The sequence below is a fragment of the Catellatospora sp. TT07R-123 genome (assembly GCF_018327705.1).
In the GTDB taxonomy this organism is placed as follows: domain Bacteria; phylum Actinomycetota; class Actinomycetes; order Mycobacteriales; family Micromonosporaceae; genus Catellatospora.
Genome location: NZ_BNEM01000002.1, coordinates 4460147 through 4484343 on the forward strand (window position 1 = coordinate 4460147; position 24197 = coordinate 4484343).

Consider the following 24197-nt stretch of genomic DNA (forward strand, 5'->3'; position numbering starts at 1 on the left):
AGGACCGTCGCTGGGTAGTCACGGCCACCGCCTTCCAGGCTCCTCAATGTCCGCAGCAGTGGGGGTTGGGGGGCTGCGGGAATACACCGCTCGCAACTATGCCTTGCGAAGTAAGGGTTGCGCGACCCAGGGCCGCCACAAAGCGAACTGACGTCACGTTGTATCGTCCGTTTATGTCCCCCTCGTCGGAAAAGTCCTCGGCCGTGGCCGAGGCCCTGGAGAGCCTGGCCAACGGCGTAGTGCCGGACCGTTTGACGCTTCGCGATGCGGTCAGGGCACTCCTGGCCCAACTTGCGACGTCGGCTCCTGGCCGTTCGGTGGAGGTGCGGGTTCCTCCATACGGCGCGATTCAGTGCGTCGACGGGCCGAGGCACACCCGCGGCACGCCGCCGAACCTGGTCGAGACCGATCCGGTCACATTCCTGCAACTCGCGGCCGGGCGTGTGGAATGGGACACCGCGGTCGCCGACGGGCGGATCCGGGCCAGCGGCATCCGGTCCGACATCTCCCCGCTGTTCCCCATCCGGTGATCCTGTCACTCGGGCAACACCTGTTATTCAGTCATGCTGTCCACGGACTGGCCGCCGATCCGGCGACCCGGCCGAGTCACGTACACTGAGCTGCGGCGGTGAACGCCGCCCGACGCCGACTCACTCCATCGAACGCCGGCTCATTCTGCCGGGCGTGACAGCTACTGAAGCGACAAGCGCAAGGAGCAGCACGGTGCCCCGAGGCGACGGCCGGTTGAGCCACGAACTCGACCCCCACCGGCCAGGCCCGCAAGACGCCTGCGGCGTCTTCGGTGTCTGGGCCCCCGGTGAAGAGGTTGCCAAGCTCACCTACTTCGGCCTGTACGCACTGCAGCACCGCGGCCAGGAGGCGGCGGGCATCGCGGTCAGCGACGGATCCGGCGTGGTGGTCTACAAGGACATCGGCCTGGTCGCCCAGGTCTTCGACGAGCCGACCCTGGCCAGCCTGCGCGGCCACCTGGCGATCGGACACGCCCGCTACTCGACCACCGGCGACTCGACCTGGGAGAACTCCCAGCCGACGCTCCAGTCGACCACCGCGGGCACCACGATCGCGCTCGCGCACAACGGCAACCTGGTCAACACCGCCGACCTGGCCCGCCGCGCCGCCGAGCTCGGCATGGACAGCCGCGGTTCGACCAACGACACCGGCCTGGTGACCATGCTCCTGGCCGGGCGCCCCGACCTGTCGGTCGAGGCCGCCGCGCTGGAGGTGCTGCCGACCGTCGAGGGCGCGTTCAGCTTCGTCTTCATGGACGAGAACACGCTGTACGCGGCCCGCGACCCGCACGGCGTGCGCCCCCTGATGCTCGGCCGCCTGGAGCGCGGCTGGGTCATCGCGAGCGAGCAGGCCGCGCTGGACATCTGCGGCGCCTCGGTGGTCCGGGAGGTCGAGCCGGGCGAGCTCATCGCCATCGACGAGTACGGGCTGCGCTCCTCGCGCTTCGCCGCGCCCGACCCCAAGGGCTGCCTGTTCGAGTACGTGTACCTGGCCCGCCCGGACGCGACCATCTCCGGCCGCAACGTCTACTCGACCCGGGTCGAGATCGGCCGCCGCCTCGCCGCCGAGCACCCGGTCGAGGCCGACCTGGTCATCCCGGTGCCCGAGTCGGGCACCCCGGCCGCGATCGGCTACGCCGAGGCCTCCGGCATCCCGTACGGCCAGGGCCTCATGAAGAACGCCTACGTCGGCCGGACCTTCATCCAGCCGTCGCAGACGATCCGGCAGCTGGGCATCCGGCTCAAGCTGAACCCGCTGCGCGACAACGTGCGGGGCAAGCGCCTCGTCGTCGTCGACGACTCCATCGTGCGCGGCAACACGCAGCGCGCCATCGTGCGCATGCTGCGTGAGGCCGGGGCGCTGGAGGTCCACGTACGCATCTCCTCCCCGCCGGTCAAGTGGCCGTGCTTCTACGGCATCGACTTCGCCACCGGCGCCGAACTGCTCGCGAACGGCATGGACATGGAGGGCATCCGCCGCTCCATCGGTGCCGACTCGCTGGGCTACGTGTCGCTTGAGAGCCTCATCGCAGCGTCCGAGCAGCCGAAGAACCGGTTGTGCCGGGCCTGCTTCGACGGCGAGTACCCGATCGCGCTGCCCGCGAGCAACCTGATCGGCAAGCATGTGCTCGAAGGGGTCGGCCGCCGCGTCGGCACCGACGAGCGCGTGGACCAGGCCCAGGTTCCGGCGGCGACGCCGTCGACGGAACTCAGCCGGTCCCAGTGACACCCGGCCGGGGCGGACCGGCCGATCGACACGGCTGCCGCGCGCGCTGACGCGCGCGGTGCCGCGGGCAACAAAGGGGAGAGAAGACCGTGACGCACGTGACCGAGCGCCCCGTCTCCGGGCCGGGCTCCGACGGGGACCGTCAGCTGTGGACGGCAGCCAGCAGCAGCAACCGCCGACGCACGGGCTCGTCGTACGCCGACGCAGGCGTATCGATCGACGCCGGTGACCGGGCGGTGGAGCTGCTCAAGGACAAGGTGCAGCGCACCCACCGGCCCGAGGTGCTCGGCGGTCTCGGCGGCTTCTCCGGCCTGTTCAAGCTGGACACCTCGAAGTACCGCAACCCGGTGCTCGCCTCCTCGACCGACGGCGTCGGCACCAAGCTCGCGATCGCGCAGCAGATGAACATCCACGACACGGTCGGCATCGACCTGGTCGCGATGGTCGTCGACGACCTGGTCGCGTGCGGTGCGGAGCCGCTGTTCCTGCTCGACTACATCGCCTGCGGCGAGGTCGTGCCGGACCGGATCGCGGAGATCGGCGCCGGTATCGCCGACGGCTGCCGCTACGCGGGCTGCGCGCTGCTGGGCGGCGAGACCGCCGAGCACCCCGGCCTGATGCGCCCGGACGAGTACGACCTGTCGGCCAACGGCGTCGGCGTCGTCGAGGAGGACCAGATCCTCGGCCCCGACCGGGTCCAGCTCGGCGACGTGGTGATCGCGATGCGCTCCTCCGGCCTGCACTCCAACGGGTACTCGCTGGTCCGCCACGTGCTGCTCGGCCAGGCCCGGCTCAAGCTCGACAGCGTCATCGAGGACCTGGGCGACCAGCGCACCCTCGGCGAGGAGCTGCTCACCCCCACCAAGATCTACGCCAAGGACTGCCTGAACCTGATCGCCGAGTGCGACGTGCGCGCCCTGGCCCACGTCACCGGCGGCGGCATCCCCGGCAACCTCAACCGGGTGCTGCCGAAGAACATGGACGCGACGGTCGACCGGGCCTCCTGGGCCCCGCAGCCGATCTTCGACCTGATCCAGCGCAAGGGCCGGATCGACGGCCACGACATGGAGTCGACGTTCAACATGGGCGTCGGCATGTTCGCGGTCGTCTCGCCCGAGGACGCCGACCGCGCGATGGCGCTGCTCACCGGCCGCGGCATCGAGTGCTGGCAGGTCGGCGACGTCATCGAGGGCTCCGGCGTGGTCCAGATGCACGGCGCGTACACCCGCGGGTAGTTCGCTGCGAAACGGCCCCCGCCCGCGTCTGCGGGCGGGGGCCGTTCGCTGTCACCGCCAGGTGGTGATGGCGGTGCGGAGGGAGGCGGGGTCGAGGCCGTGCCAGCGGGCGTGGTCGGCCGGGGTGCCGTACGCGTGCAGGTCGCGGCGGCCGACGCCGAGGCTGAGCAGCCGGTGCGGCCGGTCGGCCAGCGCCTGCCCGACCACGTGCGCCGAGGTTCCCGCCAGGTACGGCTCGACCAGCACCACCTCGCCGGTGGCGGCCAGCGCCCGCAGGCCGATCACGTCGAACGGGCGGACGGTGTGCGTGTACGCCACCGTCACGTCCAGCCCCGCCGTGGCGGCGAGCACCGGCGCCAGCATCGGCCCGACCGCCACGACCAGCGGGCCGCCGCCGTGGCGCACGGGCCGCAACAGGTCCGCCTCGGCATACGCGATGTCGTTGACCTGTGTGGACAGCCGCAGGTAGACCGGGTCGTCGGTGGCGGCCGCGGCCCGCAGCAGCGGGCCGACCTCGCCGGGATGGCCCGGCACCCGCACGGTCCAGCCCGGCAGCGTGTCGATCAGCGGCACGTCCATCGGCGACATGTGCGTGTAGCCCATCGCCGACCCGTCGTAGGATGCGCCGACGCTGACCAGCACCGCCCCGACGCCCTGGTGCACCAGGTCGAGCTTGATCTGCTCGTACGCCCGGTCGATCACGAAGGTGGCGTAGCTGTGCGCGACCGGCCGCAGCCCGGTCAGGGCCAGCCCGCCCGCCACCCCGATCATGAGCTGCTCGCGGATGCCGACGTTCAGCACCCGGTCGGGGTGCTCCCGCCGGGCCGGCTCGAAGGCGTCGGCCGAGATGTCGGCCAGCACCAGCGCGGTGCGCGGGTCGGTGTCCAGCAGGTCGGCCATGGTGTCGGCGAACGCCTGGCGCATGTCAGCTCCCCTTCTTCTCGACCCGGGCGACGACCACGTGCGGCCGGCCGGGGCGCGCGGCGCGCAGCCCCGCGTGGACGGCGTCGTGGTCGCGGCCGGGCACGGTCACGGCCGACCAGCCGTGCACCTCGAACCGGGCGGCGATGCCGCCGGGCCAGCCCAGCGTGGCGGAGTCGTTGTCGATCACGATGGCGGTGACCGCGTCCAGGCCGGTCGTCCCGGCGTACGCGATGGCCTCGTGGTTGCTGCCCTCGTCGAGTTCGGCGTCGCCGAGCAGGACGTACACCCTGGGCGCCAGGCGGCCCTGGGCGCGCAGGCCGAGCGCGGTCCCGATGCCGAGTCCCAGGCCGTGGCCGAGCGAGCCGGAGCTGATCTCGACCCCGGGCACGCGCAGCCGGTCGGGGTGGTGCCCGAGCGGGCTGTCGGGCCCGGCCAGGTCGTCGAGCCACTCGTGCGGCAGGAACCCTTTCGCCGCCAGTACGGCGTAGTATGCGGCCGGGCCGTGGCCTTTGGAGAGCAGGAAGCGGTCCCGGTCGGGGTCGTCCAGGCGCTCCGGATCGATCCGCAGCACCCGGTCGTAGAGCACCCAGATCACGTCCAGGGTCGAGAACGCGCTCGGCGCGTGCTTCTCATCCCCCGTCAGCCGCTTGAGCAGCGGCTCCACCTCGATGACAGCCATACGAGTAGCGTGCAAGTTAAAGTTCACTTGAACTCAAGGCGGTACGGGGTGCCTTCTACTGTGATGCTGACCATCGGCGAGCTGTCCGCCCGCAGCGGCGTCGCCCCCTCCGCGCTGCGGTTCTACGAGCAGCGCGGCCTGATCCACTCCGTGCGTACCGGCGGCAACCAGCGCCGGTACGAGCGCAGCGAGCTGCGCCGGGTCTCGTTCATCCGTATCGCCCAGCAGGTGGGCGTCTCGCTGGAGCGCATCGGCACGGCCCTGGCCGACCTGCCCGAGGGCCGCGCCCCGACCAAGGCCGACTGGGCCCGGCTGTCGGCGCACTGGCGGGCCGACCTGGACGAGAAGATCGCCATGCTGGAACGGCTCCGGGACACCCTCGACGGCTGCATCGGCTGCGGCTGCCTGTCGCTGCAGAGCTGCCGACTGCACAATCCTGGCGACGTGCGCGCCGCCGAGGGCCCCGGACCACGCAACCTGCTCAGCTGAAGGTCGCGGTCATCTCGTACCGGCCGTACTCCTGGTCGCCGACGCGGACGTACACCCGGCTGTAGCCCAGGCTCTCCCGCACCTGGTCCAGCGACCAGCCCGACGGGATGCTGACCTGCATGAACAGGGTGTACGCACCAGGCGACAGCAGCCCCGCGTCGCACAGCATCCAGTTGTCCCGCTGCTCGCAGCCCTGGTGGTCGATGACGAACCCGTCCGGCAGTGACACCAGGACGCGGATCGGCTTGTCGGTCTCCGGAACGGACGGCATCTCCAGGCGGACGGTCAGGTCGGCCTTGCGGCGGGAACCCGCCGCAGCGCCGAAGCCCAGCGGCGACACCTTCACCTCGACAGCCGCGGTGGCCCGGTCGAAGGCGAAGGTCGGCGAGCCGCCGGTCTGTGCGAACGCCGTGCCGTTCCAGCCGTACACGCGCCACTGGCTGAGGCCGATCGGGCCCCCGCTGGTGTCGGTGTAGGTCGTCTCGTAGTCGCCGACCAGCACCCGCACCTCGCCGGGCTTCGACGAGTCCACCTGGGTCACGCTCGCCAGGTGCTCGCCGTGGCCCTCGCCCGACTCGACCTGCGCCACCACGCCCAGCGTGGTCCAGCCGCCGGAGGGGGTGCGGCGCAGGCCCAGCACCTGGCCCAGCCCTCCCTCGCCCGGTCGGCACGAGATCAGCACGGCCGCCTCGGCCGTGCCGTCGCCGTCGAGGTCGACCCCGGTCACGTCCTTGATCTCGGTGATCGCGCCGGCCTTGCCGCCGTGGAACTTCGTCGGGCCGCTGGGGCAGTCCTGCGCGCCGACCTTGCGCACCGGCAGGTCGATCGTCGCCTCGGCCAGCGCGTGCGCGTCGAGCCGGACCGTCGTCGGGGCGTGGCTGGAGCTGGAGCTGGGGCTCGGGTCGTCCGGGCTGGGGAAGACCGGCACGGCGGTCGAGCTGGCCGCGGGCTGCGGGTCGCGCTGCGGCGTGCCGGTCAGCGAGGCGTACGCCGCACCGCCGATCAGCGTCGCGGTGACCACGCTCGCCGCCACCGCGGCGGTGCGCACGCGCTTGCGGTGCCGCACCGTCTGGTGCGCCGCGACCACGCCCTGGGGCTTGATCAGCGGGGTCGTGTCGGCGCGGTAGTCCGCCGCGGCCGCGAAGAGGAGGTCGTCGTGCTCGAAGTCAGACATTCTCGGGCTCCTTCCGGGCCTCGGCGAGCTGGGCGGCGAGCGTGGTGCGGCCGCGGTGGAGCCAGGACTTGACCGTGCCCTCGGCGACCCCTTCCTGCTCGGCGATCTCGCTGATGGTGAGCTGGGCGATGTAGAACAGCACGCAGGCGCGGCGCTGCGTCGCCGGCAGCGTCGCCAGGGCGCGGGTCAGCGCGACGCGGTCCGGATTGGGCTCGGCCACGTGCTCCTCGCGCTGGCGCAGCAGGAAGTTCAGCGCCGTACGGCGCCGCCGCCAGCCGCTGGTGGCGAGATTCCACGCGACGCGGCGCACCCAGGCGGGCGGATCGGCGTAGACCGCGATGCTGTCCCAGCGCGCGAGCGCGCGGCAGAACGCCTCCTGCACCATGTCCTGCGCCTCGGCCAGGTTGCCGACATAAGCGTTGAGCTGCAACGTAAGGCTGTGGAAGTGGGCCGCGTAGCACTCCTCGAACGCGGCGTCGCCCGCCGGTCCCGTGCTGCGGCGATCAGATGCCATGAGGTGTCTCCCCGTTGCGAACCGGGCTCAGTCTGCCCGTCGCGACATCACGCCCGGCCCCGGGGGAAGGTTGCGGGTCATTTTCCGCATCTGTTGTACCGACAGGGTTCCATCCATATTGATGGGGTCCACGCGTGCGGTCTGCCCGTACCGTGGCGGGGGTGACCGATATCGAGGTGGAGCATCCACCCCTCCCGCGGCGTTATGCCAAGCGCAAGGCGATCGCGGGCGGCCTGCTCGTGGTGCTCGCGCTGACCGGCGCGGGTGCCGTCGCGGCCAGCTTCTTCTACGACTCGGTGCCCGTGCCGCACCTGGAGGACTTCCGGCCGGGCTACCCGCAGGCGGCGGTGGGCCGGATGGAGGACCAGGTGCGCTGGGCGTTCGTGGCCGCGGTCGACGAGGAGTTCTACGCGCAGCGTTCGCCGCTGCACGCCTCGCCGATCACCCTCGGCTGCGTCGCCGCGCTCACGCAGGACCGCTCGCTGGACGGCGACGGCAGCTGGCGCGGGCGGGTGATGGCCGACAAGCTGGAAGCCCGCAACTCCCGCGACGAGGTGCTGGGCTGCTACCTGAACACGGCCGAGTTCGCGACCGGCGTCGTCGGCGTGGAGGCGGCGGCGATCGCCTTCACCGGCCACGACGCCGCGCAGCTGACCACGGGTGAGGCGGTGCTGCTGGCGGGCCGGCTGGCGCCGTTCGGCGCACCGCCGCACAGCGAGCAGGAGGCGGCCGCCCGCAAGGGCGAGATCGTCACCACGATGGTGCGGCAGCGCTGGCTCGACCCGTCCGAGGCGGCCCAGCTCGGCGTCATGATCGCCACCAGCGACCGGCCTGACTGAACGGAACGGGCCACCCGGGTGGGGTCGTGCGTACAACCCCACCCGGGTGGCCCGCTGTCGAACGGGTCCGGCGGCTCAGCGGCCGTCGGTGTCCTGCTCCGCCGCTTCAGCGGAGGCCGACTCGGGTGCCGCCTCGGCCGCCGGGACGGCGTCGGCGTCGATCGCGCCGAGCTCGGCCGACATGACCTCGACGGTCTCGATCGCCACGGCGGCGGGCGCCGTGAACGCCTCGGGCTGCTCCGTCGCGCCGCCGAACAGCTTCGGCAGCGTGCCGGAGAACGCCGCGCGCAGCTCGGCCAGCGGGATCGAGAACCGGCCCGTGTGGGCGTCGGCGGCGATCACGGTCAGATCGGCGCCCTCGGCCTCGACCTCACCCAGCGCGGTCACCGGCAGCTCGTGCTCGGCGGCCAGCGCCTCGAACGCCTCCCGGTGCCCGGCGGGCACGGCCACCAGCACGCGGCCCGCCGACTCGCTGAACAGCGCCGTGAACGCCTCGATCTGCTCGGGCAGCTGCACGGTGGCGCCGAAGCCCCTGCGCAGGGTCGACTCGACCAGCGCCTGGGCCAGACCGCCGTCGGACAGGTCGTGCGCGGACCGGACCAGGCCGGTCTGCGCCGCGTGCCCCATGAACGCCCCGATCGCCTGCTCGCGGACCAGGTCCACCTTCGGCGGGCGGCCGCCCAGGTGCCGGTGGGTGACCCAGGCCCACTCGGAGCCGGACAGCTCCAGGCGGGTGTCGCCGATCAGGAACAGCAGGTCGCCTGCGTGGCTGAAGCCCATCGGGATGCGCCGCGCGACGTCGTCGAGCACGCCGAGCACGCCCACCACCGGGGTCGGGTGGATCGCCACCGCGCCGGTCTGGTTGTAGAAACTGACGTTGCCGCCGGTCACCGGGATGCCCAGCTCCTGGCAGCCGTCGGCGATGCCGCGCACGGCCTCGGCGAACTGCCACATGACCGCCGGGTCCTCCGGCGAGCCGAAGTTGAGGCAGTCGGTGACGGCGACCGGCTCGGCGCCGGTGACGACCACGTTGCGGTACGCCTCGGCCAGCGCCAGCTTCGCGCCCTCGTACGGGTCGAGGCGGGCGAAGCGGGAGTTGCAGTCGACCGACAGGGCCACGCCCAGGCCGGTCTCCTCGTCGAGGCGGACGATGCCGGAGTCCTCCGGCTGGGCCAGCACGGTGTTGCCGAGCACGTAGCGGTCGTACTGCTCGGTGATCCAGGACCGGTCGCACAGGTTCGGCGAGGCGGCCATGCGCAGCACCGTCTCGCGCAGCTCGTCGTCGTGGTGCGGGCGCGGCAGGGTCTCGGCCCGGTCGGCCTGGAGCAGGATCAGATCGGCGGGCTCGCGCAGCGGCCGGGCGTACACCGGGCCGTCGTCGGCGAGGCTGCCCGGCGGCACGTCCACCACGGTCTCGCCGTGCCAGGTGATGCGCACGCGGCCGCTGTCGGTTACCACGCCGATCGGGGTGGCCAGGACGCCCCACAGCTGGGCGATGCCCAGCACCGCGTCGAGCTTGGCCGGCTCGACGATGAACAGCATCCGCTCCTGCGACTCGCTGGCGAGGATCTCGTGCGGCTCCATCGAAGCCTCACGCAGGTGCACCTTCTCCAGCTGCACGTCCATACCGGTGCCCGCCGCGGCGGCGGTCTCGGTCAGGGCGCAGGTCAGGCCCGCGCCGCCGAGGTCCTGCACGCCGACGATCAGCCCGGCCTGGTACAGCTCCAGGCACGACTCGATCAGCAGCTTCTCGGTGAACGGGTCGCCGACCTGGACGGCGGGCCGCCGCGCCTGCGACGCCTCGTCGAAGGTCGCGCTGGCCAGCACCGACACGCCGCCGATGCCGTCGCGGCCGGTCTTGGCGCCCATCAGCACCACGATGTTGCCGGGGCCGTCGGCCTCCTTGCGCTGGAGTCCGTCGACCGGCAGCACACCCAGGCTCAGCGCGTTGACCAGCGGGTTGCCCTGGTAGCACTCGTCGAAGACGACCTCGCCGCCGATGTTCGGCAGGCCCAGGCAGTTGCCGTAGCCGCCGACGCCGCCGACGACGCCGGGCAGCACCCGCTGGGTGTCCGGGTGGTCCGCGGCGCCGAAGCGCAGCGAGTCCATCACCAGGATCGGGCGGGCGCCCATGGCGAGGATGTCGCGGACGATGCCGCCGACCCCGGTCGCCGCGCCCTGGTACGGCTCGACGAAGGACGGGTGGTTGTGCGACTCGACCTTGAAGGTCACCGCGATGCGGTCGTTGATCGCGATCACGCCCGCGTTCTCGCCGATGCCGGCCAGCAGCCGGTCGGACGGCGGGGCCTTCTCGCCGAACTGCCGCAGGTGCACCTTGCTCGACTTGTAGGAGCAGTGCTCGCTCCACATGATCGAGTACATGGCGAGCTCGGACTGGGTCGGGCGGCGGCCCAGGATCTGCCTGATCCGCAGGTACTCGTCGTCCTTGAGGCCCAGCTCCAGGTAGGGCTGCAACTCGTCGGGCGTCACCTCGGCGAGGCGCACCGAGTCGACGGCGGCGACGGACTGTTCGAGCATCTCGGTCATGCGGGCACCCCCACGCCGGCCAGGTGCTTGAGCACCGAGGAGAAGAATCCGAGACCGTCCAGCGACGGACCGGTCAGCGCTTCCACAGCGTGCTCCGGATGGGGCATGATGCCCAGCACGTTGCCGGCCGCGTTGCGGACTGCCGCGATGTCGCGGCTCGAACCGTTCGGATTGCCGCGGATGTAGCGCGCGACGATCTGGCCGTTGGCCTCCAGCTCGTCCAGCGTGCGCTGGTCGGCGACGTAGCAGCCCTCACCGTTCTTCACCGGGATCAGGATCTCCTGGCCCGCGTTGAAGTGGTTGGTCCAGGCGGTGTCGCCGTTCTCGATCCGCAGCCACTGGTCGCGGTTGCGGAAGTGCAGGTGCTGGTTGCGGGTCAGGGCGCCCGGCAGCAGGTGGGCCTCGCACAGGATCTGGAAGCCGTTGCAGATGCCCATGACCGGCATGCCGTCCCGGGCGGCCGCGGAGATCGTCTCCATCACCGGGGCGAACCGGGCGATGGCGCCGCAGCGCAGGTAGTCACCGTAGGAGAAGCCGCCCGGCAGGACCACGGCGTCGACGCCGTGCAGGTCCGGGTCGGCGTGCCAGAGCCGAACCACCTCGGCACCGGCGATGCGTGCGGCCCGAGCCGCGTCCCCGTCGTCCAGCGAGCCGGGGAAGGTCACTACACCGATCTTCATACCGCTTCGACAACCCTGATCTCGTAGTCCTCGATCACCGGGTTGGCCAGCAGCTTGTCCGCGATCTCGCGGGCGCGCTCCAGGTCCACCTCACCGGCGAAGTCAATCTCCACACGCCGACCGATCCGCACCGAGGCGACGTCGTTGACGCCGAGTCGGGGCAGCGCGTTCGCGACGGCCTGCCCCTGCGGGTCGAGGATCTCGGGCTTAAGCATGACGTCAACCACGACGCGAGCCACGGGGAAACTCCTGACTATCTTCTATGTCTGCCTGTCCGCCACGGGCAAGCTCAGATTACCGGGCGTCAGATCCCCGACGAATTCCGGGCACCCGCAATGACCTCACGTTTTCACTCACGTCACAGGGCTGAGACCAAGGTCACCACGGCCAGGACGCCGCAGACGGCGGCCCCGACGTAACGGATGACGGCGAGCTTCACCCGTTTCAGCAACCATCGACCGAGCAGCACCGCCAGACCCGAGACGGCCGCGAGCCCCGCCCAGCCGCCGAGGAACGTCGGCAGCGCGGGATTACCCCGCGCCACCAGGCCCGCGATCAGGAACTGGGACAGATCGCCCCACTCTGCTGTGAACAGCACCAGGAAGCTCGCCACCGCCGCCCGCCAGCCCCGCTTGGGCTCGACGACCTTCGCGCCGAACTCCGCCTCCTGCTCCCGCTCCTCCGCGTCGGCGTTGCGGGCGCCGCGCGCCAGCACCACCGCCCCGATCAGGAACAGCGCGGCCGCGACGAACTGCACCGGCCGGTGCGGCAGCTTCGTGAGCAGGGCCCCGGCCAGCACCGCGATCACGCACTGCACCCCGAATGCGGCGACCACGCCCAGCCACGTCGGCAGCGGCGGGTAGCGGGTGCTCAGCACCAGCGTCGCCACGAACGTCTTGTCCGGCAGTTCCACCGGAAAGATGGCCACGAATGCCACTAACAGGGCGGTAGCGAACTCCACCAGCCGATCTTCTCAGCCGAGCGGGTGGTCGCGTGGGTGGACCGCGCTCGATACGGTCGGCGCCATGAACTACCCGCCGCCCGCGCCCGACCCGTACCAGCCGTACGCCCTGCCGCCGGTGTCCCCGATGCCGATGGGCTACACCGGCCCGCCGCAGTCCGACAAGAGCAAGGTCACCGCCGGCCTGCTCCAGCTGCTGCCCGGCTTCCTGCTCGGCCTGGGCGGCATCGGCCGCCTCTACGCCGGGCACACCGCGCTGGGCGTGACGCAGCTGGTCGCCACGCTGATCGGGTGGATCTCGCTCTGGTGCGCGTTCGTGCTGTTCGTGCCGGTCGCCATCTTCACGGGGGTATGGCTCTGGTTCGTCATCGACGGCATCGTGCTGATGTCCGGCAACCCCGTGGACGGCCAGGGCCGCCCGCTTCGCGCCTGAGCGCCCCTACAGGCCCGGCACAGCAGCACCGGGCCTGTAGGAGACAGCCGCGTCAGAGAATCGCGCCCGGCGTGTACGCCGCCGCGGCCGGGTGCTGCGCCGCGATCTTCTCCACCTGCGCCACCACGGCCGCGACCTGTGCAGACGAGGCCCCCACGAACGCCGACCGGTCCGCGACCAGCGCGTCGATCTCGGCCCGGGACAGCCCCAGCCGCGCATCCGCCGCCAGCCGGTCGAACAGGTCGTTGTCGGCCTGGCCCCGCTCGCGCATGGCCAGCGCCACCCCCACCGCGTGCTCCTTGATCGCCTCGTGCGCCGTCTCCCGCCCGACGCCCTTCTTCACGGCTCCCACCAGCACCTTCGTGGTGGCCAGGAACGGCAGGTAGCGGTCCAGCTCCCGGTTGATCACCGCCGGGTACGCGCCGAACTCGTCGAGCACGGTCAGGAACGTCTGGAACAGGCCGTCCAGGGCGAAGAACGCGTCCGGCAGGGCCACCCGGCGCACCACCGAGCAGGAGACGTCACCCTCGTTCCACTGGTCGCCGGCCAGCTCGCCGACCATGTGCACGTACCCCCGGACGATCACGGCCAGGCCGTTGATCCGCTCGCTGGAGCGCGTGTTCATCTTGTGCGGCATCGCCGACGAGCCGACCTGGCCCGGTTTGAAGCCCTCGGTGGCCAGCTCCTGCCCGACCATCAGCCGGATCGTCGTCGCGAAGCTCGACGGCGCCGCCGCGGCCTGTGCGAGCGCGCTCAGCACGTCGAAGTCGAGCGACCGCGGGTACACCTGCCCCACGCTGTCCAGCACCCGCTGGAACCCCAGATGCCCGGCCACCCGCCGCTCCAGCTCCGCGACCTTCTCCGCATCCCCGTCGAACAGGTCGAGCTGGTCAGCCGCCGTGCCGACCGGACCCTTGATGCCGCGCAGCGGATAGCGGGCGATCAGCTCCTCAATCCGCTCGTACGCGATGAGCAGCTCCTGCGCCGCCGAGGCGAACCGCTTGCCCATCGTCGTCGCCTGCGCCGGGACGTTGTGCGACCGCCCGGTCATGATCAGCGCGTCGTACTCGCTCGCCCGGGCGGCCAGCCGCGTCAGGGACGACACCATCCGATCGCGGATCAGCAGCAGCGAGTCGCGGATCTGCAACTGCTCGACGTTCTCGGTCAGGTCGCGCGAGGTCATGCCCTTGTGGATCTGCTCATGCCCGGCCAGCTCGCTGAACTCCTCGATGCGGGCCTTCACGTCGTGGCGGGTCACCCGCTCGCGGGCGGCGATGGAGTCCAGGTCGACGGTGTCCAGGACCCGCTCGTACGCCTCGATCACGCCGTCGGGCAGCGCGATGCCGAGGTCGCGCTGGGCACGCAGCACCGCGACCCACAGGCGCCGCTCGGCGCGCACCTTCTCCTCGGGCGACCACAGCGAGACCAGCTCAGCCGAGGCGTATCGGGCGGCAAGAACGTTAGGCACCTGCGATTTCGTCACGTACCTCATTCTCGCACGCACCCAAGATCCGCCAAGTTGCCGGGCGATCGGGCCAATGACGGCCAAGATACGCCCGATTGCCCGGCAACTTGCGCGATCTTGAAAGCCGCCCGGGGCGGGCGGGGCTCAGCGTTCCAGGACGGCGACGACGCCCTGGCCGCCGGCGGCGCAGATGAGATAGGGCGCGGCCGCGGCCGCATCGTGGCCACCGCAGCCAAGCTGCTCGCCCAGCGCGGCCGCGGCCGCGCCCTCATCTCCATCTGCGCCGCCGGCGGCCAGGGCGTCGTCGCCGTCCTGGAACGCTGACGCCCCGCCCCGCCCCGGGCGGGCTTTCAAGATCGCGCAAGTTGCCGGGCAATCGGGCGTATCTTGGGCCGTCATTGGCCCGATCGCCCGGCAACTTGGCGGATCTTGGGTGCGTGCGAGAATGAGGTACGTGACGAAATCGCAGGTGCCTAACGTTCTTGCCGCCCGATACGCCTCGGCTGAGCTGGTCTCGCTGTGGTCGCCCGAGGAGAAGGTGCGCGCCGAGCGGCGCCTGTGGGTCGCGGTGCTGCGTGCCCAGCGCGACCTCGGCATCGCGCTGCCCGACGGCGTGATCGAGGCGTACGAGCGGGTCCTGGACACCGTCGACCTGGACTCCATCGCCGCCCGCGAGCGGGTGACCCGCCACGACGTGAAGGCCCGCATCGAGGAGTTCAGCGAGCTGGCCGGGCATGAGCAGATCCACAAGGGCATGACCTCGCGCGACCTGACCGAGAACGTCGAGCAGTTGCAGATCCGCGACTCGCTGCTGCTGATCCGCGATCGGATGGTGTCGTCCCTGACGCGGCTGGCCGCCCGGGCGAGCGAGTACGACGCGCTGATCATGACCGGGCGGTCGCACAACGTCCCGGCGCAGGCGACGACGATGGGCAAGCGGTTCGCCTCGGCGGCGCAGGAGCTGCTCATCGCGTACGAGCGGATTGAGGAGCTGATCGCCCGCTATCCGCTGCGCGGCATCAAGGGTCCGGTCGGCACGGCGGCTGACCAGCTCGACCTGTTCGACGGGGATGCGGAGAAGGTCGCGGAGCTGGAGCGGCGGGTGGCCGGGCATCTGGGGTTCCAGCGGGTGCTGGACAGCGTGGGGCAGGTGTACCCGCGGTCGCTCGACTTCGACGTGCTGAGCGCGCTCGCACAGGCCGCGGCGGCGCCGTCGAGCTTCGCGACGACGATCCGGCTGATGGTCGGGCAGGAGCTGGCCACCGAGGGCTTCAAACCGGGCCAGGTCGGCTCGTCGGCGATGCCGCACAAGATGAACACGCGCTCCAGCGAGCGGATCAACGGCCTGGCCGTGATCGTCCGGGGGTACGTGCACATGGTCGGCGAGCTGGCCGGCGACCAGTGGAACGAGGGTGACGTCTCCTGCTCGGTGGTGCGCCGGGTGGCCCTGCCGGACGCGTTCTTCGCCCTGGACGGCCTGTTCCAGACGTTCCTGACCGTGCTCGACGAGTTCGGCGCGTACCCGGCGGTGATCAACCGGGAGCTGGACCGCTACCTGCCGTTCCTGGCCACCACGAAGGTGCTGGTGGGAGCCGTGAAGAAGGGCGTCGGGCGGGAGACGGCGCACGAGGCGATCAAGGAGCACGCGGTGGGGGTGGCGCTGGCCATGCGCGAGCGGGGCCAGGCCGACAACGACCTGTTCGACCGGCTGGCGGCGGATGCGCGGCTGGGGCTGTCCCGGGCCGAGATCGACGCGCTGGTCGCGGACCGGTCGGCGTTCGTGGGGGCCTCGTCTGCACAGGTCGCGGCCGTGGTGGCGCAGGTGGAGAAGATCGCGGCGCAGCACCCGGCCGCGGCGGCGTACACGCCGGGCGCGATTCTCTGACGCGGCTGTCTCCTACAGGCCCGGTGCTGCTGTGCCGGGCCTGTAGGGGCGCTCAGGCGCGAAGCGGGCGGCCCTGGCCGTCCACGGGGTTGCCGGACATCAGCACGATGCCGTCGATGACGAACCAGAGCCATACCCCCGTGAAGATGGCGACCGGCACGAACAGCACGAACGCGCACCAGAGCGAGATCCACCCGATCAGCGTGGCGACCAGCTGCGTCACGCCCAGCGCGGTGTGCCCGGCGTAGAGGCGGCCGATGCCGCCCAGGCCGAGCAGGAAGCCGGGCAGCAGCTGGAGCAGGCCGGCGGTGACCTTGCTCTTGTCGGACTGCGGCGGGCCGGTGTAGCCCATCGGCATCGGGGACACCGGCGGCAGGGCGTACGGCTGGTACGGGTCGGGCGCGGGCGGCGGGTAGTTCATGGCGCCGACCGTATCGAGCGCGGTCCACCCACGCGACCACCCGCTCGGCTGAGAAGATCGGCTGGTGGAGTTCGCTACCGCCCTGTTAGTGGCATTCGTGGCCATCTTTCCGGTGGAACTGCCGGACAAGACGTTCGTGGCGACGCTGGTGCTGAGCACCCGCTACCCGCCGCTGCCGACGTGGCTGGGCGTGGTCGCCGCATTCGGGGTGCAGTGCGTGATCGCGGTGCTGGCCGGGGCCCTGCTCACGAAGCTGCCGCACCGGCCGGTGCAGTTCGTCGCGGCCGCGCTGTTCCTGATCGGGGCGGTGGTGCTGGCGCGCGGCGCCCGCAACGCCGACGCGGAGGAGCGGGAGCAGGAGGCGGAGTTCGGCGCGAAGGTCGTCGAGCCCAAGCGGGGCTGGCGGGCGGCGGTGGCGAGCTTCCTGGTGCTGTTCACAGCAGAGTGGGGCGATCTGTCCCAGTTCCTGATCGCGGGCCTGGTGGCGCGGGGTAATCCCGCGCTGCCGACGTTCCTCGGCGGCTGGGCGGGGCTCGCGGCCGTCTCGGGTCTGGCGGTGCTGCTCGGTCGATGGTTGCTGAAACGGGTGAAGCTCGCCGTCATCCGTTACGTCGGGGCCGCCGTCTGCGGCGTCCTGGCCGTGGTGACCTTGGTCTCAGCCCTGTGACGTGAGTGAAAACGTGAGGTCATTGCGGGTGCCCGGAATTCGTCGGGGATCTGACGCCCGGTAATCTGAGCTTGCCCGTGGCGGACAGGCAGACATAGAAGATAGTCAGGAGTTTCCCCGTGGCTCGCGTCGTGGTTGACGTCATGCTTAAGCCCGAGATCCTCGACCCGCAGGGGCAGGCCGTCGCGAACGCGCTGCCCCGACTCGGCGTCAACGACGTCGCCTCGGTGCGGATCGGTCGGCGTGTGGAGATTGACTTCGCCGGTGAGGTGGACCTGGAGCGCGCCCGCGAGATCGCGGACAAGCTGCTGGCCAACCCGGTGATCGAGGACTACGAGATCAGGGTTGTCGAAGCGGTATGAAGATCGGTGTAGTGACCTTCCCCGGCTCGCTGGACGACGGGGACGCGGCTCGGGCCGCACGCATCGCCGGTGCCGAGGTGGTTCGGCTCTGGCACGCCGACCCGGACCTGCACGGCGTCGACGCCGTGGTCCTGCCGGGCGGCTTCTCCTACGGTGACTACCTGCGCTGCGGCGCCATCGCCCGGTTCGCCCCGGTGATGGAGACGATCTCCGCGGCCGCCCGGGACGGCATGCCGGTCATGGGCATCTGCAACGGCTTCCAGATCCTGTGCGAGGCCCACCTGCTGCCGGGCGCCCTGACCCGCAACCAGCACCTGCACTTCCGCAACCGCGACCAGTGGCTGCGGATCGAGAACGGCGACACCGCCTGGACCAACCACTTCAACGCGGGCCAGGAGATCCTGATCCCGGTGAAGAACGGTGAGGGCTGCTACGTCGCCGACCAGCGCACGCTGGACGAGCTGGAGGCCAACGGCCAGATCGTCGCGCGCTACATCCGCGGCAATCCGAACGGTTCGAGCCGCGACATCGCGGCAGTCCGCAACGCGGCCGGCAACGTGCTGGGCATCATGCCCCATCCGGAGCACGCTGTGGAAGCGCTGACCGGTCCGTCGCTGGACGGTCTCGGATTCTTCTCCTCGGTGCTCAAGCACCTGGCCGGCGTGGGGGTGCCCGCATGACCGAGATGCTCGAACAGTCCGTCGCCGCCGTCGACTCGGTGCGCCTCGCCGAGGTGACGCCCGACGAGTTGCAGCCCTACCTGGAGCTGGGCCTCAAGGACGACGAGTACCTGCGGATCAGGCAGATCCTGGGCCGCCGCCCGACCCAGTCCGAGCTCGCCATGTACTCGATCATGTGGAGCGAGCACTGCTCCTACAAGTCGAGCAAGGTGCACCTGCGGCAGTTCGGCGAGAAGGCCCCGCCGTCCGACCGGCTGCTGGCCGGCATCGGCGAGAACGCGGGCGTGATCGCGATCAACGACCGCATCGCGGTGACCTTCAAGGTCGAGTCGCACAACCACCCGTCCTTCGTCGAGCCGTACCAGGGCGCGGCGACCGGGGTCGGCGGCATCGTCCGCGACATCCTCGCCATGGGCGCCCGCCCGATCCTGGTGATGGACTCGCTGCGCTTCGGCGCCGCGGACCACCCGGACACCCAGCGGGTGCTGCCCGGCGTCGTCGGCGGCGTCGGCGGCTACGGCAACTGCCTGGGCCTGCCGAACATCGGCGGCGAGGTCGTCTTCGACGAGTGCTACCAGGGCAACCCGCTGGTCAACGCGCTGAGCCTGGGTGTGCTGCCGGTCGACGGACTCCAGCGCAAGGAGGCCGACGGCCCCGGCAACATCGTGGTGCTGATGGGCGCCAAGACCGGCCGCGACGGCATCGGCGGCGTGTCGGTGCTGGCCAGCGCGACCTTCGACGAGGCGTCGCAGGCGCGGCGGCCCGCCGTCCAGGTCGGCGACCCGTTCACCGAGAAGCTGCTGATCGAGTCGTGCCTGGAGCTGTACCAGGCCGGGCTGATCGTCGGCGTGCAGGACCTCGGCGGCGCGGGCCTGACCTGCGCCCTGACCGAGACCGCCGCCGCGGCGGGCACCGGTATGGACGTGCAGCTGGAGAAGGTGCACCTGCGTGAGGCTTCGATGGAGCCGCACGAGATCCTCGCCAGCGAGTCGCAGGAGCGGATGCTGTTCATCGTCGAGCCGGCCAAGCTCGACGCGGTGCTGGGCATCGCCCAGCTGTGGGGCGTCCTGGCCACCCCGATCGGCGTGGTAACCGACAGCGGCCGCGTGCGCATCACCTGGCACGGCGAGACCGTGGTGGACGTGCCGCCGGGCAGCCTCGCCGACGACGGCCCGGTGTACGCCCGGCCGCTGCGCGAGCCCGCCGATCTGATCCTGCTCCAGGCCGACCGGGCCGAGACCCTGCCGCGCCCGCACCACGACGACGAGCTGCGCGAGACGGTGCTGCGCATGGCCGCCTCGCCGAACCTGTGCGACCGGTCCTGGATCACCGAGCAGTACGACCGCTACGTGCTCGGCAACACCGTGCTGGCCCAGCCGGAGGACTCCGGCATCGTCCGCCTCGACGAGGAGACCGGCCTGGGCGTGGCCCTGTCGGTCGACTGCAACTCCCGCTTCGCCCGCCTCGACCCGTACGAGGGCGCGAAGCTGGCGCTGGCCGAGGCGTACCGCAACGTGGTCGTCACCGGCGCCGAGCCGGTCGCCGTCACCGACTGCCTCAACTTCGGCTCGCCGGAGGACCCGGCGGTCATGTGGCAGTTCGCCGAGGCCGTGCGCGGCATCGCCGACGGCTGCCAGGAGCTGGGCATCCCGGTGACCGGCGGCAACGTCAGTTTCTACAACCAGACCGGCGCGGTGGCGATCCACCCGACCCCGGTGGTGGGCGTGCTCGGCGTGCTCGACGACGTCGCGCGGCGCATCCCGATGGGCTTCAGCCACGCAGGCGACCTGCTGTTCCTGATCGGCGACACCCGCCTGGAGCTGTCCGGCTCCGAGTGGGCCTGGGTCACCCACCGGCACCTGGGCGGCCGCCCGCCGAAGGTGGACCTGGTCCGCGAGCAGGCGATCGGGGCGTTCATGGGGCACGCGGCGCAGACCGGCCTGGTCCGGTCCGCGCACGACCTGTCCGACGGCGGTCTGGCCCAGGCGCTGGTCGAGTCGACCCTGCGCAGGGGCTTCGGCGCCACCGTGCAGCTGCCCGAGCAGATCGAGGCGTTCACGGCGCTGTTCAGCGAGTCGGCGGGCCGCGTGCTGGTGGCCGTGCCCGCCGGGCACCGGGAGGCGTTCGAGGCGCTGGCCGCCGAGCACGAGCTGCCGGTGACCGCGCTGGGTGAGGTCGAGGCCGAGGGCGCCGATCTGACCGTGATCGCCGCCGACGCCCACACGGGCCGGTTCTCGATCCCGCTGGCCGAGCTGCGCGCGGCGTTCTCCGGCACGCTGCCGAAGCTGTTCGGCGGCGCGACGGAGCAGCCCGAGGCGTTCACGGCGCCCGCCGCCGTGGCGATCGAGACCGTCGAGGTCATGTCGGCCGAGCTCGGCGCGATCGACGCCGACGCCGTCCCGGCGGCCGAGGCGGCACCCGAGTCGGCCTCCGCTGAAGCGGCGGAGCAGGACACCGACGGCCGCTGAGCCGCCGGACCCGTTCGACAGCGGGCCACCCGGGTGGGGTTGTACGCACGACCCCACCCGGGTGGCCCGTTCCGTTCAGTCAGGCCGGTCGCTGGTGGCGATCATGACGCCGAGCTGGGCCGCCTCGGACGGGTCGAGCCAGCGCTGCCGCACCATCGTGGTGACGATCTCGCCCTTGCGGGCGGCCGCCTCCTGCTCGCTGTGCGGCGGTGCGCCGAACGGCGCCAGCCGGCCCGCCAGCAGCACCGCCTCACCCGTGGTCAGCTGCGCGGCGTCGTGGCCGGTGAAGGCGATCGCCGCCGCCTCCACGCCGACGACGCCGGTCGCGAACTCGGCCGTGTTCAGGTAGCAGCCCAGCACCTCGTCGCGGGAGTTGCGGGCTTCCAGCTTGTCGGCCATCACCCGCCCGCGCCAGCTGCCGTCGCCGTCCAGCGAGCGGTCCTGCGTGAGCGCGGCGACGCAGCCGAGGGTGATCGGCGAGGCGTGCAGCGGCGAACGCTGCGCGTAGAACTCCTCGTCGACCGCGGCCACGAACGCCCAGCGCACCTGGTCCTCCATCCGGCCCACCGCCGCCTGCGGGTAGCCCGGCCGGAAGTCCTCCAGGTGCGGCACGGGCACCGAGTCGTAGAAGAAGCTGGCCGCGACGGCACCCGCGCCGGTCAGCGCGAGCACCACGAGCAGGCCGCCCGCGATCGCCTTGCGCTTGGCATAACGCCGCGGGAGGGGTGGATGCTCCACCTCGATATCGGTCACCCCCGCCACGGTACGGGCAGACCGCACGCGTGGACCCCATCAATATGGATGGAACCCTGTCGGTACAACAGATGCGGAAAATGACCCGCAACCTTCCCCCGGGGCCGGGCGTGATGTCGCGACGGGCAGACTGAGCCCGGTTCGCAACGGGGAGACACCTCATGGCATCTGATCGCCGCAGCACGGGACCGGCGGGCGACGCCGCGTTCGAGGAGTGCTACGCGGCCCACTTCCACAGCCTTACGTTGCAGCTCAACGCTTATGTCGGCAACCTGGCCGAGGCGCAGGACATGGTGCAGGAGGCGTTCTGCCGCGCGCTCGCGCGCTGGGACAGCATCGCGGTCTACGCCGATCCGCCCGCCTGGGTGCGCCGCGTCGCGTGGAATCTCGCCACCAGCGGCTGGCGGCGGCGCCGTACGGCGCTGAACTTCCTGCTGCGCCAGCGCGAGGAGCACGTGGCCGAGCCCAATCCGGACCGCGTCGCGCTGACCCGCGCCCTGGCGACGCTGCCGGCGACGCAGCGCCGCGCCTGCGTGCTGTTCTACATCGCCCAGCTCACCATCAGCGAGATCGCCGAGCAGGAAGGGGTCGCCGAGGGCACGGTCAAGTCCTGGCTCCACCGCGGCCGCACCACGCTCGCCGCCCAGCTCGCCGAGGCCCGGAAGGAGCCCGAGAATGTCTGACTTCGAGCACGACGACCTCCTCTTCGCGGCCGCGGCGGACTACCGCGCCGACACGACCCCGCTGATCAAGCCCCAGGGCGTGGTCGCGGCGCACCAGACGGTGCGGCACCGCAAGCGCGTGCGCACCGCCGCGGTGGCGGCGAGCGTGGTCACCGCGACGCTGATCGGCGGTGCGGCGTACGCCTCGCTGACCGGCACGCCGCAGCGCGACCCGCAGCCCGCGGCCAGCTCGACCGCCGTGCCGGTCTTCCCCAGCCCGGACGACCCGAGCCCCAGCTCCAGCTCCAGCCACGCCCCGACGACGGTCCGGCTCGACGCGCACGCGCTGGCCGAGGCGACGATCGACCTGCCGGTGCGCAAGGTCGGCGCGCAGGACTGCCCCAGCGGCCCGACGAAGTTCCACGGCGGCAAGGCCGGCGCGATCACCGAGATCAAGGACGTGACCGGGGTCGACCTCGACGGCGACGGCACGGCCGAGGCGGCCGTGCTGATCTCGTGCCGACCGGGCGAGGGAGGGCTGGGCCAGGTGCTGGGCCTGCGCCGCACCCCCTCCGGCGGCTGGACCACGCTGGGCGTGGTGGCGCAGGTCGAGTCGGGCGAGGGCCACGGCGAGCACCTGGCGAGCGTGACCCAGGTGGACTCGTCGAAGCCCGGCGAGGTGCGGGTGCTGGTCGGCGACTACGAGACGACCTACACCGACACCAGCGGGGGCCCGATCGGCCTCAGCCAGTGGCGCGTGTACGGCTGGAACGGCACGGCGTTCGCACAGACCGGCGGCTCGCCGACCTTCGCCTTCGACCGGGCCACCGCGGCTGTCGAGGTGAAGGTGTCGCCGCTGGGCTTCGGCGCTGCGGCGGGTTCCCGCCGCAAGGCCGACCTGACCGTCCGCCTGGAGATGCCGTCCGTTCCGGAGACCGACAAGCCGATCCGCGTCCTGGTGTCACTGCCGGACGGGTTCGTCATCGACCACCAGGGCTGCGAGCAGCGGGACAACTGGATGCTGTGCGACGCGGGGCTGCTGTCGCCTGGTGCGTACACCCTGTTCATGCAGGTCAGCATCCCGTCGGGCTGGTCGCTGGACCAGGTGCGGGAGAGCCTGGGCTACAGCCGGGTGTACGTCCGCGTCGGCGACCAGGAGTACGGCCGGTACGAGATGACCGCGACCTTCAGCTGAGCAGGTTGCGTGGTCCGGGGCCCTCGGCGGCGCGCACGTCGCCAGGATTGTGCAGTCGGCAGCTCTGCAGCGACAGGCAGCCGCAGCCGATGCAGCCGTCGAGGGTGTCCCGGAGCCGTTCCAGCATGGCGATCTTCTCGTCCAGGTCGGCCCGCCAGTGCGCCGACAGCCGGGCCCAGTCGGCCTTGGTCGGGGCGCGGCCCTCGGGCAGGTCGGCCAGGGCCGTGCCGATGCGCTCCAGCGAGACGCCCACCTGCTGGGCGATACGGATGAACGAGACCCGGCGCAGCTCGCTGCGCTCGTACCGGCGCTGGTTGCCGCCGGTACGCACGGAGTGGATCAGGCCGCGCTGCTCGTAGAACCGCAGCGCGGAGGGGGCGACGCCGCTGCGGGCGGACAGCTCGCCGATGGTCAGCATCACAGTAGAAGGCACCCCGTACCGCCTTGAGTTCAAGTGAACTTTAACTTGCACGCTACTCGTATGGCTGTCATCGAGGTGGAGCCGCTGCTCAAGCGGCTGACGGGGGATGAGAAGCACGCGCCGAGCGCGTTCTCGACCCTGGACGTGATCTGGGTGCTCTACGACCGGGTGCTGCGGATCGATCCGGAGCGCCTGGACGACCCCGACCGGGACCGCTTCCTGCTCTCCAAAGGCCACGGCCCGGCCGCATACTACGCCGTACTGGCGGCGAAAGGGTTCCTGCCGCACGAGTGGCTCGACGACCTGGCCGGGCCCGACAGCCCGCTCGGGCACCACCCCGACCGGCTGCGCGTGCCCGGGGGTCGAGATCAGCTCCGGCTCGCTCGGGCCACGGCCTGGGACTCGGCATCGGGACCGCGCTCGGCCTGCGCGCCCAGGGCCGCCTGGCGCCCAGGGTGTACGTCCTGCTCGCGACGCCGAACTCGAC

At 71.6% G+C, this 24197-nt stretch carries 26 protein-coding genes and 1 pseudogene; 15 read left to right on the plus strand and 12 right to left on the minus strand.

The annotated features are described in order from the left end of the window. Positions 1-173: 173 nt before the first annotated feature. The 3 genes from Cs7R123_RS39710 (at position 174) to purM (ending at position 3491) form a co-directional block, all read left to right on the plus strand. Positions 174-530: a sterol carrier family protein gene (locus Cs7R123_RS39710; protein WP_212834337.1), complete on the plus strand. Its 357-nt coding sequence runs from the start codon at positions 174-176 to the stop codon at positions 528-530. A gap of 193 nt (positions 531-723) precedes the next feature. Next, positions 724-2256 carry an amidophosphoribosyltransferase gene (gene purF, locus Cs7R123_RS39715; protein ID WP_212834339.1) on the plus strand — a complete coding sequence of 511 codons (1533 nt, stop codon included), beginning with the start codon at positions 724-726 and terminating at the stop codon, positions 2254-2256. Positions 2257-2345: 89 nt separating this feature from the next. Continuing rightward, entirely contained in the window at positions 2346-3491 is a 1146-nt protein-coding gene (purM, locus tag Cs7R123_RS39720) for a phosphoribosylformylglycinamidine cyclo-ligase (RefSeq protein WP_212834341.1), read from the plus strand. 51 nt (positions 3492-3542) lie between these two features. Here the strand turns inward: purM and Cs7R123_RS39725 are convergent, their stop codons facing one another. Both Cs7R123_RS39725 and Cs7R123_RS39730 read right to left on the minus strand, forming a co-directional pair. After that, complete coding sequence (locus Cs7R123_RS39725; protein ID WP_212834342.1) at positions 3543-4415, minus strand: transketolase family protein; 873 nt, start codon at positions 4413-4415, stop codon at positions 3543-3545. 1 nt (position 4416) lies between these two features. After that, positions 4417-5094 (minus strand): transketolase, encoded by a 678-nt coding sequence (locus tag Cs7R123_RS39730; RefSeq protein WP_212834344.1) that lies wholly within the window; start codon positions 5092-5094, stop codon positions 4417-4419. Positions 5095-5157: 63 nt separating this feature from the next. On the opposite strand from Cs7R123_RS39730, the gene soxR (Cs7R123_RS39735) reads away from it, so the two are divergent. Continuing rightward, entirely contained in the window at positions 5158-5583 is a 426-nt protein-coding gene (gene soxR, locus Cs7R123_RS39735; protein ID WP_212835132.1) for a redox-sensitive transcriptional activator SoxR, read from the plus strand. On the opposite strand, the gene Cs7R123_RS39740 is transcribed toward soxR (Cs7R123_RS39735), so the two are convergent. Both Cs7R123_RS39740 and Cs7R123_RS39745 read right to left on the minus strand, forming a co-directional pair. Then, positions 5576-6757, minus strand: a complete 1182-nt coding sequence (locus Cs7R123_RS39740) for a hypothetical protein (RefSeq protein WP_212834345.1) — start codon at positions 6755-6757, stop codon at positions 5576-5578. The genes soxR (Cs7R123_RS39735) and Cs7R123_RS39740 overlap by 8 nt on opposite strands. Further along, positions 6750-7271, minus strand: a complete 522-nt coding sequence (locus Cs7R123_RS39745) for an RNA polymerase sigma factor (RefSeq protein WP_212834346.1) — start codon at positions 7269-7271, stop codon at positions 6750-6752. Before Cs7R123_RS39745 ends, Cs7R123_RS39740 begins: the two co-directional genes overlap by 8 nt. Before the next feature lie 161 nt (positions 7272-7432). On the opposite strand from Cs7R123_RS39745, the gene Cs7R123_RS39750 reads away from it, so the two are divergent. After that, complete coding sequence (locus tag Cs7R123_RS39750; protein ID WP_212834348.1) at positions 7433-8110, plus strand: transglycosylase domain-containing protein; 678 nt, start codon at positions 7433-7435, stop codon at positions 8108-8110. Positions 8111-8185: 75 nt separating this feature from the next. On the opposite strand, the gene purL (Cs7R123_RS39755) is transcribed toward Cs7R123_RS39750, so the two are convergent. The 4 genes from purL (Cs7R123_RS39755) to Cs7R123_RS39770 all read right to left on the minus strand — a co-directional run bounded on the left by purL (Cs7R123_RS39755) (position 8186) and on the right by Cs7R123_RS39770 (position 12274). After that, entirely contained in the window at positions 8186-10657 is a 2472-nt protein-coding gene (gene purL, locus Cs7R123_RS39755; protein WP_212834350.1) for a phosphoribosylformylglycinamidine synthase subunit PurL, read from the minus strand. Next, positions 10654-11337, minus strand: coding sequence for a phosphoribosylformylglycinamidine synthase subunit PurQ (purQ, locus tag Cs7R123_RS39760; RefSeq protein WP_212834351.1), 684 nt, complete (start codon positions 11335-11337; stop codon positions 10654-10656). Before purQ (Cs7R123_RS39760) ends, purL (Cs7R123_RS39755) begins: the two co-directional genes overlap by 4 nt. Further along, complete coding sequence (gene purS, locus Cs7R123_RS39765; protein WP_212834353.1) at positions 11334-11576, minus strand: phosphoribosylformylglycinamidine synthase subunit PurS; 243 nt, start codon at positions 11574-11576, stop codon at positions 11334-11336. Before purS (Cs7R123_RS39765) ends, purQ (Cs7R123_RS39760) begins: the two co-directional genes overlap by 4 nt. A 119-nt stretch (positions 11577-11695) precedes the next feature. Then, positions 11696-12274, minus strand: a complete 579-nt coding sequence (locus Cs7R123_RS39770; RefSeq protein WP_244872435.1) for a TMEM165/GDT1 family protein — start codon at positions 12272-12274, stop codon at positions 11696-11698. Between the two features lie 88 nt (positions 12275-12362). On the opposite strand from Cs7R123_RS39770, the gene Cs7R123_RS39775 reads away from it, so the two are divergent. Further along, positions 12363-12731, plus strand: coding sequence for an NINE protein (locus Cs7R123_RS39775; RefSeq protein ID WP_244872436.1), 369 nt, complete (start codon positions 12363-12365; stop codon positions 12729-12731). Positions 12732-12783: 52 nt separating this feature from the next. Here the strand turns inward: Cs7R123_RS39775 and purB (Cs7R123_RS39780) are convergent, their stop codons facing one another. Continuing rightward, complete coding sequence (purB, locus tag Cs7R123_RS39780) at positions 12784-14223, minus strand: adenylosuccinate lyase (RefSeq protein WP_212834355.1); 1440 nt, start codon at positions 14221-14223, stop codon at positions 12784-12786. Between the two features lie 90 nt (positions 14224-14313). Here purB (Cs7R123_RS39780) and Cs7R123_RS39785 point away from each other — a divergent pair, with 90 nt between their 5' ends. Together Cs7R123_RS39785 and purB (Cs7R123_RS39790) are read left to right on the plus strand one after the other, a co-directional pair. Then, positions 14314-14520: a hypothetical protein gene (locus Cs7R123_RS39785; protein WP_212835153.1), complete on the plus strand. Its 207-nt coding sequence runs from the start codon at positions 14314-14316 to the stop codon at positions 14518-14520. A gap of 121 nt (positions 14521-14641) precedes the next feature. Beyond that, positions 14642-16081, plus strand: a complete 1440-nt coding sequence (purB, locus tag Cs7R123_RS39790; RefSeq protein WP_212834355.1) for an adenylosuccinate lyase — start codon at positions 14642-14644, stop codon at positions 16079-16081. Positions 16082-16133: 52 nt separating this feature from the next. On the opposite strand, the gene Cs7R123_RS39795 is transcribed toward purB (Cs7R123_RS39790), so the two are convergent. Continuing rightward, on the minus strand, positions 16134-16502 hold the full coding sequence (locus Cs7R123_RS39795; RefSeq protein WP_244872436.1) for an NINE protein: 369 nt from the start codon (positions 16500-16502) through the stop codon (positions 16134-16136). Positions 16503-16590: 88 nt separating this feature from the next. On the opposite strand from Cs7R123_RS39795, the gene Cs7R123_RS39800 reads away from it, so the two are divergent. From Cs7R123_RS39800 to purL (Cs7R123_RS39815), 4 genes are all read left to right on the plus strand, one after another. Further along, positions 16591-17169 (plus strand): TMEM165/GDT1 family protein, encoded by a 579-nt coding sequence (locus Cs7R123_RS39800; protein WP_244872435.1) that lies wholly within the window; start codon positions 16591-16593, stop codon positions 17167-17169. A 119-nt stretch (positions 17170-17288) separates the two neighbouring features. Further along, the gene (gene purS / locus Cs7R123_RS39805; RefSeq protein ID WP_212834353.1) at positions 17289-17531 is read left to right on the plus strand and encodes a phosphoribosylformylglycinamidine synthase subunit PurS; all 243 of its coding nucleotides are present in this window, start codon (positions 17289-17291) and stop codon (positions 17529-17531) included. Then, positions 17528-18211 (plus strand): phosphoribosylformylglycinamidine synthase subunit PurQ, encoded by a 684-nt coding sequence (gene purQ, locus Cs7R123_RS39810; RefSeq protein WP_212834351.1) that lies wholly within the window; start codon positions 17528-17530, stop codon positions 18209-18211. The genes purS (Cs7R123_RS39805) and purQ (Cs7R123_RS39810) overlap by 4 nt, the downstream gene beginning before the upstream one ends. Continuing rightward, complete coding sequence (gene purL, locus Cs7R123_RS39815) at positions 18208-20679, plus strand: phosphoribosylformylglycinamidine synthase subunit PurL (protein WP_212834350.1); 2472 nt, start codon at positions 18208-18210, stop codon at positions 20677-20679. Before purQ (Cs7R123_RS39810) ends, purL (Cs7R123_RS39815) begins: the two co-directional genes overlap by 4 nt. 75 nt (positions 20680-20754) lie before the next feature. On the opposite strand, the gene Cs7R123_RS39820 is transcribed toward purL (Cs7R123_RS39815), so the two are convergent. After that, positions 20755-21432 (minus strand): transglycosylase domain-containing protein, encoded by a 678-nt coding sequence (locus Cs7R123_RS39820; RefSeq protein WP_212834348.1) that lies wholly within the window; start codon positions 21430-21432, stop codon positions 20755-20757. Between the two features lie 161 nt (positions 21433-21593). On the opposite strand from Cs7R123_RS39820, the gene Cs7R123_RS39825 reads away from it, so the two are divergent. Together Cs7R123_RS39825 and Cs7R123_RS39830 are read left to right on the plus strand one after the other, a co-directional pair. After that, entirely contained in the window at positions 21594-22115 is a 522-nt protein-coding gene (locus Cs7R123_RS39825) for an RNA polymerase sigma factor (protein ID WP_212834346.1), read from the plus strand. Further along, positions 22108-23289 (plus strand): hypothetical protein, encoded by a 1182-nt coding sequence (locus Cs7R123_RS39830; protein ID WP_212834345.1) that lies wholly within the window; start codon positions 22108-22110, stop codon positions 23287-23289. Before Cs7R123_RS39825 ends, Cs7R123_RS39830 begins: the two co-directional genes overlap by 8 nt. On the opposite strand, the gene soxR (Cs7R123_RS39835) is transcribed toward Cs7R123_RS39830, so the two are convergent. After that, the gene (gene soxR / locus Cs7R123_RS39835) at positions 23282-23707 is read right to left on the minus strand and encodes a redox-sensitive transcriptional activator SoxR (RefSeq protein ID WP_212835132.1); all 426 of its coding nucleotides are present in this window, start codon (positions 23705-23707) and stop codon (positions 23282-23284) included. The two genes, Cs7R123_RS39830 and soxR (Cs7R123_RS39835), sit on opposite strands and share 8 nt — an antisense overlap. Positions 23708-23770: 63 nt before the next feature. Here soxR (Cs7R123_RS39835) and Cs7R123_RS39840 point away from each other — a divergent pair. Beyond that, a pseudogene (locus tag Cs7R123_RS39840) lies at positions 23771-24197 on the plus strand (transketolase); the annotation flags it as partial.